The following is an 11,517-nucleotide window of genomic DNA, read 5'->3' as shown; positions in this document are numbered from 1 at the left end:
TGCCTGAGTGGCTGGAGTTGCTTGAGTTGCTTGAGTTGCTTGAGTTGCTTGAGTTGCTTGAGTTGCTTGAGTTGCTTGAGTTGCTTGAGTTGCTTGAGTTGCTTGAGTTGCCGAGGCGGTTGAGGCGGTCCTGTCGTTCACGTCGGCTGCGCCGGCGTCCGCATCGGCCGGCTGCGCGGCCATCTCCGCGTCGAACGCGGCGGCCTCCGCCGGCTGCGCGGCCGCATGGCCGGCCACATAGCCCGCCGCGCCGGCCCATACCCCGGCCGTCGCGAAGCGCCGCACCGCGTAGCCGTCCGCGACTTCGTCGGCCTCGCGCTCGACTCGCGCGGCGCGCGCGTGCAGCGCCTTCTCGCCGGCCTTCTCGAGCTTGTCCTCGGCGGCCTTCGCCTTGCGCGCGGCACGCTGCAGGTCGGCGAGCGTCGCCTCGTGGCCGCGATGCACGTGCGCGGCCTCGCTCACCGACGCGTTCGCGGTACCGATGTGCCGGTCGAACGTGCGCGTGTCGGCCGCCGCGTTCTGCAGCGCCCGCGCCTCGCGCACGTCGTCGGCGAGCCGCGTCTGGATCGCGGCCTTTGCGGCGACCTGCTGCGCGAGCTGCGCATGCGCGGCCTCGAGCGCACGGCGGCTCTGCGCGGCGATACCCTGCTGGCGCGCGGCCGCGACGCGCGCGATCTGGCTGCGCATCTCGCGCACGCGCTTCAGGCGCGCAAGCGTGGCGAGCACGAGGCGGTCGTCGGCTTCAGACATGATCGTTCGCCAGCTTCGTCAGCTTCGCGAGCAGCGCGTCGAAATGCACGTCCTCATGCGACGCCTGCGCGCAGAACGCGCCGATCGCGTCGCGCGCGCGCAGCGCGAGATCGCCGAGCCGGTCGCTGCCTTCGCGATACTCTCCGATCTGCACGAGCAGCTCGATCTCCTGGTACTTCGCGATCAGCTCGCGCACACGCGCGGCCGCATGCTGGTGCACGCGGCTCGCGACGAGCGGCATCACGCGCGACAGGCTCGCGAGCACGTCGATCGCCGGATAGCGGTTCGCGAGCGCGATCTTGCGCGACAGCACGATATGGCCGTCGAGGATCGAGCGCACTTCCTCGGCGATCGGGTCCGATTCCTCGTCGCCTTCGACGAGCACCGTGTAGAGCGCGGTGATCGATCCGTTCGCGCCCTGCCCCGCGCGTTCGAGCAGGCGCGGCAGCACCGCGAACGTCGACGGCGGGAAGCTGCGCCGCGTCGGCGGCTCGCCGCTCGCGAGGCCGACCTCGCGCTGCGCGCGCGCGAAGCGCGTCAGCGAATCGACCAGCAGCAGCACGCGCTTGCCCGCATCGCGGAAGTGCTCGGCAATCGCGGTGGCGACGAGCGCGGATTTCACGCGCTCCATCGCGGGGCGATCGGACGTCGACACGACGACGATCGAACGCGCCCGCACCTCGGGCGACAAACCGTGCTCGATGAATTCGCGCACCTCGCGACCGCGTTCGCCGACCAGCGCGATCACGTTCACGTCGGCCTGCGCGCCGCGCGCGATCATCCCGAGCAGCGTGCTCTTGCCGACGCCCGACGGCGCGAAGATGCCGACGCGCTGCCCGACGCCGAGCGTCATCAGCCCGTCGATCACGCGCACGCCGGTCGGAAACGGCGTGTCGATCATCTGGCGCGCGAGCGGGTTCGGCGGATCCTGCTGCGTCGACACCCACGCGGCGCCCGTCACCGGCCCGCGATCGTCGAGCGGCCGGCCGAGCCCGTCGAGCACGCGGCCGAACAGCCCTTCGCCCACCGGAAACACATGCTCGCGCCCGGACGGCACGACGGTCGTCTCCGGCGACAGCCCGGCCACGTCGCCGAGCGGCGTGAGCAGCGTCGTCTGCCGCGAAAACCCGACCACCTCGGCGAGCAGCGTCGGCTGGTTCGGCGTGCGAAGTTCGCAGATCTCGCCGAGCCGCGCGCGGATGCCCGTCGCATTCAGGATCTGCCCGACCGCGTGGTTGACGCGGCCCTGCACCGACACCGGCGAGAAAAACGCGAGCCCCGCGTCGAGTTCGCCGACGAGGCGGCCGCGATCGAACGGCGCGCCGTCGTCGTCGCCGCTTCCGAACGGCTGCGTATCGTCGAGTGGCGCGTTCATCGCGCGGCGCCCTTCAGCGCGTCGCGGCGGATCGCCTGGCGCAGCGCATCGATCTGCAGGTCGAGGCTCGCGTCGATGCGCCCGGACGGCGTCTCGACCGTGCACGCATGGCGTTCGAGCTGCGCATCCTCGACGATGCGGATCTTCTGCCGGTTCGATTGCCCCGCGAATGCGCCGTCGAGCGCGTCGCGCATCTCGTCCTTGCGGCCGGGCGCGACATGCACGACCAGGAACGCCTCGTCGCGCACGAGCGGCGCGATCCGCGCCAGCGCGGCCTCGTACAGCTTCTGCGTGCTCATCTCGCCGACGATCGCGCGCACGGCCTTCACGACGATATCGGCCATCGCGTCCTTCATCGTCTCCATCGTGCGCGCGGCGGCGAGCGCCTGCGTGTATGCGTGCGCGGCCTGCTCGCGCTGCGCGCGGCGCATCCCCTCGTCGTAGCCGGCCGCCTGCCGCTTGTCGAATTCGCGCTGCGCGTCGGCGACGATGCGCGCGGCCTCGTCGTGCGCGGTCGCGATCACCGCGGACGCGTCGAGCAGCGCCGCGTATTCGCGCTCCTTGAGCACCTTGCGCTCCGACAGCAGTTGCAGGTTGTCGCTCGTGATCAGAAAAGCCAATCCCATGACGCAAGCCTCTCGGGAATCAGAAACAGGAACATCAGTTCGCCGAACTGATCGCGCTGCGCGCGGTTCAGCCAGTACGGCGCTTCGTCGTCGATCGCGCGGTTGAACTTCAGGCGCGCGCGCCGCGCGACCGCGTCGCCCGCCACGCCGATGAAATCCGCGAGCAGCCGTCCGCCGCGTGCGCGGATCACGACGGGCAGCGCGGCGGGATCCGCGCGCCACGGTTCGAGCGTGTCGGCGAGCGCGCCGAATTCCGGCGCGCGTTCGAGCGCGAGTTCCAGCGCATCGCCGCCGAGCCGGGCCGCGACTTCCGCGCGAATGCGCCGCACGGTCAGCGCATCGCGCAGCCAGTTGCGATGCAGCAGCAGCCCCGCATACGACGCCAGTTGCTCGAGCGCCGCGCCGGGCAGCAGCGCGAGTCGTGCGCACGGGTTCGCGAGGTCGAAGTCGTGCCGGTCGGCCACGCCGTTCGCATCGAGCAGGTGCCGCGCGAGCAGCTTGCGGCCGGCCGCGCCGAATGCGTCCGGCGAGCGGTAGCGCGCGGGCCAGTCGGCCGGCACGCGCGTCACGTGCAGATAACGGTCGGGCCGCAGGTTGAAGTCGCAGACGAGCGCGTGAAACGCGGCACGGCGCGCGGCGGGCGGCGGCGCGAGCGGCTGCAGCCACGGCAGCGGTGCGGCGTCGGGCCCGTCGCCCGGCGGCAGCGCATACGGATCGCTCATGCGCCGTCGCGCGCGCCGTCCGGCGTGCGCAGACCTCCACCGGCCGGCTGCGCGGACGCCGGATGCCCGGATGCCGGATGCCCGGACGCTCCGCTTCCGCCATTCGCCCCGCACGGCGCGCCGAGCAGGCCGGCCAGCCGCGCGCCGAACATCCCGCGCCGCGCGGCCGACAGCGCGATCACCGCGCAGGTCAGCAGGACCAGCGCGAACACGAGCCAGCCGAGCGGCGAGCGCAGCCGCACGATGTCGGTCACGGCGCTGCCGATCCCGTCCACGCGCGTCGCTTGCGCGGCGGCCGGTTGCAGGAACAGCGATACGTTGTCGTACTGCAACCCTTCGATGCTGTGCGCGACGAGATCCTTGACCATCGGCGCCATCGCGCGCAGGTCGACACCCGGCCGATAGCGGATGTACACGGCCGCCGACGACGGCTTGATCTTGTCCGCGAGCGGGTCGTTCTCCGGAATCACGACCTGCACGCGCGCGACGACCACGCCCTCGATGTCCTGCAGCGTGCGCGACAGGTCCTGCGACACGCCGTACAGATAGCGCACGCGCTCCTCGGCCGGCGTCGACACGAGGCCCTGCTTCTGGAACAGCTCGCCGAGGCTCGCATAACTCGGCTTCGGCAGCCCGTTCGCCTGCAGCACCGTGAGCGCCGACTGCATGTCGCCGTCCGCGACGCTGACCAGCCATGCGTTGCGGTCCGACGTGTCGCGCGCGTCGTTGTCCTTCGACGCGCTGATGCCCGCGTCGCCGAGCACCGCGACCATCTGGTTCGCATCGCGCTCCGACAGGCCCGAGTACAGCTCCTTCTGGCACCCGGCCAACAGCACGAGCAGCCCCGCGAGCAGCGCGCGCGCCGCCCGGCTGCGCCACGCATGCGCGCGCGGCGTCGAATCGATCGTCGTCATCGTTTGTCCGCTTCAGGGTGCGTGAGGTTGAATTCAACCTGCACGCACGCTTTCACTCCTGCGTCTTCAGCACGGTGTGCGTGAAGCCGTTCGCCGCCTGCGCGACCGACAGGCTCAACTGGTATTCCGAAATCGTGGTGGTCGCCGTCCACTGGAAATCCATCGCCTTCACCATCGTCATCATCGGATCGCTGCGGCTGTCCGCCATCGACGTCAGCATTTCGCTGCGATGCTTGTCGATGTTCGCGTACCGCGTGTCGAGATCGTTGCCGTAGGTGCGCAACCGCTCGACGAGCGACGACTGGTTCGCCTGCGCGGGCGTCATCTGCACGGCCGGCGCCGCATCCGCCGGCGCGCGCGACATCGCGACGCCCGACGAAGACGCCGCGGCCGGCGATGCGCCCGGCTGCATCAGCGCATCGAACTGGCGCACCTGCGCCGGATCGGATGCCGAGCCCGTTTGCTGCGCGGCACCCGCGAGCGCGGCCGCGCCCGGCGGCGCCGCGCCTACGCCTGTCACTGACATATCCATGCCCTCCTTGGCTGGCAGGCGCCGGACCGGATCGGTCGGGCCCGCCCGGAACAAGCCGGCCGGCACGCGCGCGTCCGCGGCCGGGCGCCCTTCGCGGGCAAACCCGGCGCGCGCCGTCGCGCGGCGCGGCCGGCGACCGGCTTCATGCGCGGCCGGCCGAGCTCAGGTGTTGCGCGACCTGGGCGTTCGCCGTCCCCTCCTGCGCGGTCACTGCGTTGCTGGTTTCGAACGTCGCGGTCGACTGCTGGACCTGGAAGTTGATCTTCGTCAGTTCGAGCTGCGTCTTGGTCAGGTCGTCGGCCTGTTGCTGGACCTGGTTCGTGTTGGTTGCACCACCTGCTGCCGAGGCACCCATGTTTCGCTCCTTAACGTGAACTTCATTCACCTTCCGGCGGCAGCCCCATGCCCCGCCGGCGACGTGAGCCGCCACACCGATGCGACGCCCCGCGTAATGCGCGCATCGCCTGTCTGCGATGCGCATGACCTGTCGCGGCGCTAGTGCGCCGCCTCCTTCGTCGATGCACCGGCCGCCCTGGCGCCCGCTTGCGGTGCGTCCGGCAACAGCGTCGGCCCCGGCACCGGCTGCGCGACCCCGGCCGCCGCACCGCTCGCGAGCGGCGCCACGGGCGGCGCCGGCGCCTGCTCGGGCGCGTTCGCCGACGCGCCGCCGAGCGGCATCGTGATGCGCTGGCCGTTGCGTTCGAACACGACTTCGTCCGCGCCGATCGACACGACGGTCGGCCCGCCCTTCAGCCGCGCGCCCTCGAAATAGCGGCTGCCGTCGACCGTCTCGATATAGCGCTGGTCGCCGTCGCCGGCGAACACGGTCGTGATCTCCGGAATGCCGGCCATCCCGCCGAGCGTCGTCGTCGAGCGCGGCGCGGCCGGATCGGCATCGCGCACGTGATCGACCACCTCGAGCGCCGGGCGCGCGTCCTTCATGTAGTTGCGGATGCGCGGCTCGATCTGCGCGCGCGCGGCCGCGCCCGTCAGCTCGATCCGGCCGCGGCCGAGATACGCGACCGTCAGCGCCGTATCGCTGAAATAGGTCTGCGCGGTCGCCACCAGATCGCTGACCACGTAGATGTTGCCGAGCGCCGCGTTGTCGACGCCCGCGACGATCTGCGCGACGCGTTCGCGCGCGGCCGGGTCGCTCACGTAGCCGGACACGATCACGCCGTCGTCGCGCGGCGCGACGGCCAGCTCCGGATACGCGTGCAGCAGCTGCTGCAGCCGGTGCGTGCGCGCGAGCACCGATTCGTGCTGCCACGGCAGGCGCCCCGACCACGCGACGAAGCCGTAGCCGAGCGCGCCGAGCAGCACGCCGATCCACAGCGCGACCAGCGCGATCACGAGCCGCCGGCTGCCGAGGCGGCGCAGCCCGCCCGTGAGCCAGCCGAGCCACGCGGCCTCGCGCGCGGCGTCCGGCGCGTCGGTTTCGTCGGGCACCGCGACGCTCGCCTGCGCGTGCCGCGCGATGCCGAGCCGGATCGAGCCGACCGTCACGACGTCGTGCGGCGTCATCGAGCGGCGGCCCGCGCCGAGCGGTTCGTCGTTGAACAGCACCGGCGCACCGGCGTCGCCGCCGTGGTTCTGCACGGTCACCGCGAGCGCGCCGACCTGCAGGCACACCTGTTTCGCACCGATCTCGCGATCGGGCAGGATCACTTCGCAATCGGCCGCCGTGCCGACCCAGTTCGCGCCGCGCGCGAGCGACATCGTGCGGCCGTACATCGGCCCGCTCAGGAAACACAGGTTCCACGGCGACGCGAGCGCGGCCGCGCCTGCCCCCGCGCCTCCCGCGCCGCCGGGCAATGCGCCGTCGCCGTGCGGATCAATGATGGTCGTCGACATGGGTGGTAGCTCCTGCGGTCGTCGCCGCCGGCTGCGACGCCGCATCCTTCGGCGGCGGCAGTGCGGGCGGGCCGAACTTCGTGCCGGGCAGCGGCTTCGGCGTCAGCGGCACCGCGACGTCGTTGTCCGGCGGCCGATACATCGACATGCCTTCCTGGTTCGCCGGCCTGTCGGCGCCCGGGTTCACGGGCGAGCCGTCCGGCGCGTACATCGACGCGGTGGTCACCACGCGCGGCGTCAGCAGGTAGAACCGCTCCATGTGGTTGCCCGACTTGTCGGTGTACTTGAACAGGTTGCCGATCAACGGAATGTCGGACAGCCAGGGCACGCCGCTCTTGTTCAGCTTCACCTCGTCGTCGTTGAAACCGGCGATCAGCAGGCTCTTGCCTTCGTCGATCATCGACTTGGTGACGATATTGCGCTGCTGGATCACCGGAATGTTCGACACGGCCTGCCCCTGCACGACGTTGCCGTCCTGGATGTCGATCGACATCATCACGCTCTGCGGATTGCCGGATACGGCGGCCGCGTTGCGGATCGCCTCGTCGACGATCATCGGCGTCACCTTGATGCTCGTGCCGGTCGTCACGCTGTACAGCGACGAATCCTGGTAGCCCTGCACCTGCACGTAGAACTGCGTGAGGTTCTCGAGGATCGCCTCGGTGTTGTCGAGCGCGAGCACCTTCGGTTTCGAACGCAACTGCGCCTGCCCCTTCTGCGCGAGCGCGTTCACGCGCGTGAGCAGGTAGTTGCGCAGCGAGCCGCCGATCGATGCGGTCAGCGCGATGCCGGTCGGCAGGAAGGTGCCCGTCTGCCCGGTTTCCGACGTGCCGACGCCGAACGTCAGCGGCGGATTGCCCGAGCCGTTGTATTGCGTGTTGCCGTTCAGCGGGTTCTGGCCGTTGCCGATCTGCACGTCGCCGTGCGTCGTGTGCAGGCGCCAGTCGATCCCGAGACTGTCGAGCGAATCCTCGTTGATGTCGATGATCGTCACGTTGATCTCGACGATGCGCGGCCGCTCGTCGAGCTGGTTGATCAGCGACTGGTAGCGATACATGTTCTCCGGCAGGTCGCGCACGATCACCGCGTTGATCGCCGGATCGGCGACGATCTGCGGCAGCGCGTCGCCGCCGCCGGCGTTCGAGAACGGCGAGAACCCGCTGGTCGCGCTGCCGTCGCCGGCATAACCGCCCGAACGCGGGCCGCCGGAGATATCGGGGAAATCGAGGCGCGGCACCGCGATCGTCAGCCCCGAGCCGAGCTTCACCTGACGCGCGGCCTGCCCGAGCGACGTGCTCGACGGCAGCGCGTTCGTGCCGCCGCCCTTGCCGAACAGCCGGCTCAGGATCGTCGCGACACCCGGCACGGTCACTTCCTTGCCCGAGCGGTTGATCGTGAAATCCGACGCCCAGCCGTATTTCAGCCGGAATGCGCGGATGTCCGCATGCGCGCCGTTCGCCGACGGATCGCCGACCGAGCCGACCGCCTGCCGCACGAGCTCGACGTAGCGGCGCGGGCCGGCCACGTACACGCTGTTCGCGCGGTCGTTGATCACGAGCGTGTAGCGCTTGTCGGGAATCTGCATCGCCTGCAGCGCGCGGCCGATTTCGCCGGATGCATTCGGCGGGATCGGGATCATCTGCGTCTGCGACTGATCGGCCGGATCGACGTACAGGAACGAGCCGTCGTAGTACCACGTGAGCCCGTAGGTCGAGCAGATCGTGTCGAGCGTCTGCTGCGGCGTGCCCGAGAAGCGGCCGCTGATCACGCCGTCGACCTTCGGGTCGACCACCGCCGTCACGCCCTGCGACGATGCGAGTTCGCGAATGAAGTCGCCGATCTTCTTGCCGTTCGCGACGATCGTGAACGGCTTGTTGCGCCAGCGCAGGTCCGCGGCGCGGGCCGGCTGCGCGGGTGCCATGCACAGCGACGCCGTGAGCAGCGCGGTCGCGCACATGGCAAGCGCGGCCCGTTGCAGGCTGCGCGGTTGAAACCGGATCGAGGCGACGCGTCGACGCATCAAAGGACTCCTGTGGAAGAAACGAACATGCGTTCCAGCGCCTGCTGCGCGAAGCGCAGCACTTCGCCGCCGAGCCAGCCCGACAGCAGCACGAGTGCGACCATCACGGCGATCAACCGCACCGCGATGCCGATGTTGGCGTCCTGCACCTGCGTGACGGCCTGCAGGATCGCGACGATGAGGCCCGTGACGGTGGCGATCAGCACGATCGGCAGCGACAGCAGCAGCACGAGCATCAGCGCCTGGCGCGTCAGGTCGAGGATCGTCGAGCTCGTCATTGCACGGCTCCCGGCACGCGCACGTCGGCGCCCGCGCCGACCGTGCCGTCGTCCGGCGGGTTCTTCACCCAGCCGATCGTGTGCAGCTGCACGTCCTCCTCGACCTCCTGGTACGACAGCACCGCCAGCTCGGGCAGCATCGGTTGCAGGATCGTCTTCACGTAGCGACGCGCGCCGAGCGCGACCATCACCGCGAGCCGCGCCGCGCCCTGCGCGTTGCCGTGGCCGCCGGGGCCGGCCGCCTGCGCGGCCTGCACGATCGCGCGCACCTGTTCGCCGATGTCCTGCTTGATCGCGCTCGACAGCGCGAGGAAATTGCCCTGTTTCGTGCGCATCACCGCGCTCTCGATCCGCTCCTGCAGGTTCTGCTCGAACAGCACGACCCGCAGCTGGCGCGTCGTGCCCGCATGACGGTCGGTAATCATCCGGCGCAGGTCGACGCGCACGAGCTCGACCAGCGCGATCACGTCGTCGGGTTCGTTCGGCGCCCACGTGATCAGGCTCTCGAAAATCACGCGCAGGTTGCGGATCGGCACCTGTTCGGCGAGCAGCCGGCGCAGCACTTCGGTCACGCGCTGCAGCGGCACGAGCCGCGTCAGCTCGCCCACGAGTTCCGGGTGTTCGCGGCGCACGAGATGCACGAGCGCCTGCGTCTCCTGGATGCCCAGCAATTCGTCCGCATGCTGGCGCACGATCTGCTCGACGTGCGCGGCGAGCGCGCTTTCGCTCGACAGCCACTTGCCGTCCGGCGCGGCGCCGTCGGGCTTGATCCACAACGCGGTCGCGAACGGGCCGAACGCCTCCGCCGGCTGGCGCTCAGCACGCTCGGGCAGCGGCGCGACGCCGTCCCACAGCAGCCACCCCGGCTTCAGCGCGCCGTGCGCGGCGAGCACGTCCTGCAGGTAGATCCGGTAGGTGCCGGCCGCGGCACCCTCGTCGTCGTTCAGCGTGATGCGCGGGAACACCGTGCCGATATCCGCGTCGACGCGCGCCTTCGCGCTCGACAGCGCGGCCTGCAGCTGCGCGAGGTTCAGGCTCGTGCGCAGGTCGTCGGACAGCGACACCGCGATCAGCGACGTGACGCCCGCCGCGTGCGACACCTTCGCGGGCTGGCCGTCGTCGGCCGCGCCGACGCGCCCCGCGATCTGAATCAGGTTGAAGCTCGGCGCGGTCGTCTTGTGCCTGATCTGCGAGAACGCGAACGCGCCGAGGCCGAGCGCGATCAGCGCGAACGACCATTTCGGAAAGCCCGGTACGACGAGGAAGCCGGCCAGCACCAGCGCCGCGATCAGCAGCGCGCGCGGATGCGCACCCAGTTGCTCGCCGAGCTGTTCGCCGAGCTGGCGCTGCCGCGCATCGCGGGTCGCGACGCGCGTCGTCACGATGCCGGCCGCGATCGACACGAGCAGCGACGGAATCTGCGACGCCATGCCGTCGCCGACCGTCAGGATCGCGTAGCGTTGCAGCGCCGCGCCGATATCCATCCCGTGCATCAGCGTGCCGACCGCGATCCCCGCGACGATATTGATGAAAGCGATCACGAGGCCTGCGATCGCGTCGCCCTTCACGAACTTCATCGCGCCGTCCATCGCGCCGTGCATCTGCGATTCCTGCTCGAGCTTCTCGCGGCGCTCGCGCGCTTCGTCCGCGCTGATGATGCCCGCGCGCAGGTCCGCGTCGATGCTCATCTGCTTGCCCGGCATCGCGTCGAGCGAGAAGCGCGCGCCGACTTCGGCGACCCGCTCCGACCCTTTCGCGATCACGATGAACTGCACGACGGCGATCACGAGGAACACCACGCCGCCCACCACGACGTTGTTGCCGACGACGAGCCGCCCGAACGCGTCGATCACGTGGCCGGCGTTCGCGTGCAGCAGGATCAGCTTGCACGACGCGATGTTCAGCGCGAGCCGGAACAGCGTCGTGAACAGCAGCAGCGCGGGAAACGACGAGAAGCTGACCGCCGACGGCACGTAGGTCGACACCGTCAGCAGCACCACGCTCACGGCGAGATTCAGCGAGATCATCCCGTCGAGCGCGGCCTGCGGCAGCGGCAGGATGAACAGCGCGACGACCGCGACGATGAACACCGCGATGAACAGGTCGGCGCGCGGCGACGCGCCCCCGAGACGCCGTCCGGACACGCCGCGGCCAGCGGAAAACAACCGCTGCCAGTCGCGGGGGAGCGCCTTCGGTTCTGCCATCGTGCCGGTGTCCTGTCGTCGTTATCGCCGGCTGGCACGGGCAACCCTGCCCCGTGCCGCACGGACCGTTGAATGGGACGAGTGTAGCGACGCGAACCGATGGAAAAAGGGATGCACCTCGTAGCGCGAAAGCGCGTTTCCCGGCGGCGATCGGATCGGACTACGAAACCCGGCGACGCGTTCGGGCACGCACCGCCGGAACCGCTTCCATCGCTCGGCGGCCCGCCGGCGCGTGCGTCAGG

11 protein-coding genes are annotated in these 11,517 nt (G+C 70.3%); all 11 read right to left on the bottom strand.

Going from position 1 to position 11,517, the window contains the following annotated elements; translation table 11 throughout:
- Positions 1–750, bottom strand: a 750-nt coding sequence (locus GD429_RS10690) for a hypothetical protein (RefSeq protein WP_227791611.1), incomplete at its 3' end; no start/stop codon positions are given.
- Positions 743–2,125: a type III secretion system ATPase SctN gene (gene sctN, locus GD429_RS10685; RefSeq protein ID WP_152856908.1), complete on the bottom strand. Its 1,383-nt coding sequence runs from the start codon at positions 2,123–2,125 to the stop codon at positions 743–745. The genes sctN and GD429_RS10690, both read right to left, overlap by 8 nt.
- Positions 2,122–2,751: a type III secretion system stator protein SctL gene (gene sctL, locus GD429_RS10680; RefSeq protein ID WP_047902779.1), complete on the bottom strand. Its 630-nt coding sequence runs from the start codon at positions 2,749–2,751 to the stop codon at positions 2,122–2,124. Before sctL ends, sctN begins: the two co-directional genes overlap by 4 nt.
- Entirely contained in the window at positions 2,733–3,473 is a 741-nt protein-coding gene (locus tag GD429_RS10675) for a SctK family type III secretion system sorting platform protein (protein ID WP_152856907.1), read from the bottom strand. The genes sctL and GD429_RS10675 overlap by 19 nt, the downstream gene beginning before the upstream one ends.
- The gene (gene sctJ, locus GD429_RS10670) at positions 3,470–4,387 is read right to left on the bottom strand and encodes a type III secretion system inner membrane ring lipoprotein SctJ (protein WP_152856906.1); all 918 of its coding nucleotides are present in this window, start codon (positions 4,385–4,387) and stop codon (positions 3,470–3,472) included. Before sctJ ends, GD429_RS10675 begins: the two co-directional genes overlap by 4 nt.
- A 52-nt stretch (positions 4,388–4,439) precedes the next feature.
- The gene (locus GD429_RS10665) at positions 4,440–4,913 is read right to left on the bottom strand and encodes a hypothetical protein (RefSeq protein ID WP_152856905.1); all 474 of its coding nucleotides are present in this window, start codon (positions 4,911–4,913) and stop codon (positions 4,440–4,442) included.
- A gap of 148 nt (positions 4,914–5,061) precedes the next feature.
- A complete protein-coding gene (locus GD429_RS10660; RefSeq protein WP_152856904.1) occupies positions 5,062–5,274 on the bottom strand; it encodes a hypothetical protein in 213 nt (70 codons plus the stop codon).
- 140 nt (positions 5,275–5,414) lie between these two features.
- Complete coding sequence (gene sctD / locus GD429_RS10655) at positions 5,415–6,773, bottom strand: type III secretion system inner membrane ring subunit SctD (RefSeq protein ID WP_152856903.1); 1,359 nt, start codon at positions 6,771–6,773, stop codon at positions 5,415–5,417.
- Positions 6,754–8,793 (bottom strand): type III secretion system outer membrane ring subunit SctC, encoded by a 2,040-nt coding sequence (gene sctC, locus GD429_RS10650; protein WP_152856902.1) that lies wholly within the window; start codon positions 8,791–8,793, stop codon positions 6,754–6,756. Before sctC ends, sctD begins: the two co-directional genes overlap by 20 nt.
- On the bottom strand, positions 8,793–9,071 hold the full coding sequence (sctS, locus tag GD429_RS10645) for a type III secretion system export apparatus subunit SctS (protein ID WP_152856901.1): 279 nt from the start codon (positions 9,069–9,071) through the stop codon (positions 8,793–8,795). Before sctS ends, sctC begins: the two co-directional genes overlap by 1 nt.
- Entirely contained in the window at positions 9,068–11,275 is a 2,208-nt protein-coding gene (sctV, locus tag GD429_RS10640) for a type III secretion system export apparatus subunit SctV (protein ID WP_152856900.1), read from the bottom strand. Before sctV ends, sctS begins: the two co-directional genes overlap by 4 nt.
- Positions 11,276–11,517: the final 242 nt, after the last annotated feature.

This window comes from Burkholderia sp. BE17 (assembly GCF_009362305.1).
Lineage (GTDB): Bacteria > Pseudomonadota > Gammaproteobacteria > Burkholderiales > Burkholderiaceae > Burkholderia > Burkholderia pyrrocinia_C.
This window is presented reverse-complemented; position numbering and strand designations above follow the sequence as displayed.

Coding starts and splice junctions, on each gene's coding strand:
- sctV (WP_152856900.1), bottom strand. CDS start 11,275: ATGGCAGAACCGAAGGCGCTCCCCCGCGACTGGCAGCGGTTGTTTTCC.
- sctS (WP_152856901.1), bottom strand. CDS start 9,071: ATGACGAGCTCGACGATCCTCGACCTGACGCGCCAGGCGCTGATGCTC.
- GD429_RS10675 (WP_152856907.1), bottom strand. CDS start 3,473: ATGAGCGATCCGTATGCGCTGCCGCCGGGCGACGGGCCCGACGCCGCA.
- sctN (WP_152856908.1), bottom strand. CDS start 2,125: ATGAACGCGCCACTCGACGATACGCAGCCGTTCGGAAGCGGCGACGAC.
- GD429_RS10665 (WP_152856905.1), bottom strand. CDS start 4,913: ATGTCAGTGACAGGCGTAGGCGCGGCGCCGCCGGGCGCGGCCGCGCTC.
- sctC (WP_152856902.1), bottom strand. CDS start 8,793: ATGCGTCGACGCGTCGCCTCGATCCGGTTTCAACCGCGCAGCCTGCAA.
- sctL (WP_047902779.1), bottom strand. CDS start 2,751: ATGGGATTGGCTTTTCTGATCACGAGCGACAACCTGCAACTGCTGTCG.
- GD429_RS10660 (WP_152856904.1), bottom strand. CDS start 5,274: ATGGGTGCCTCGGCAGCAGGTGGTGCAACCAACACGAACCAGGTCCAG.
- sctJ (WP_152856906.1), bottom strand. CDS start 4,387: ATGACGACGATCGATTCGACGCCGCGCGCGCATGCGTGGCGCAGCCGG.
- sctD (WP_152856903.1), bottom strand. CDS start 6,773: ATGTCGACGACCATCATTGATCCGCACGGCGACGGCGCATTGCCCGGC.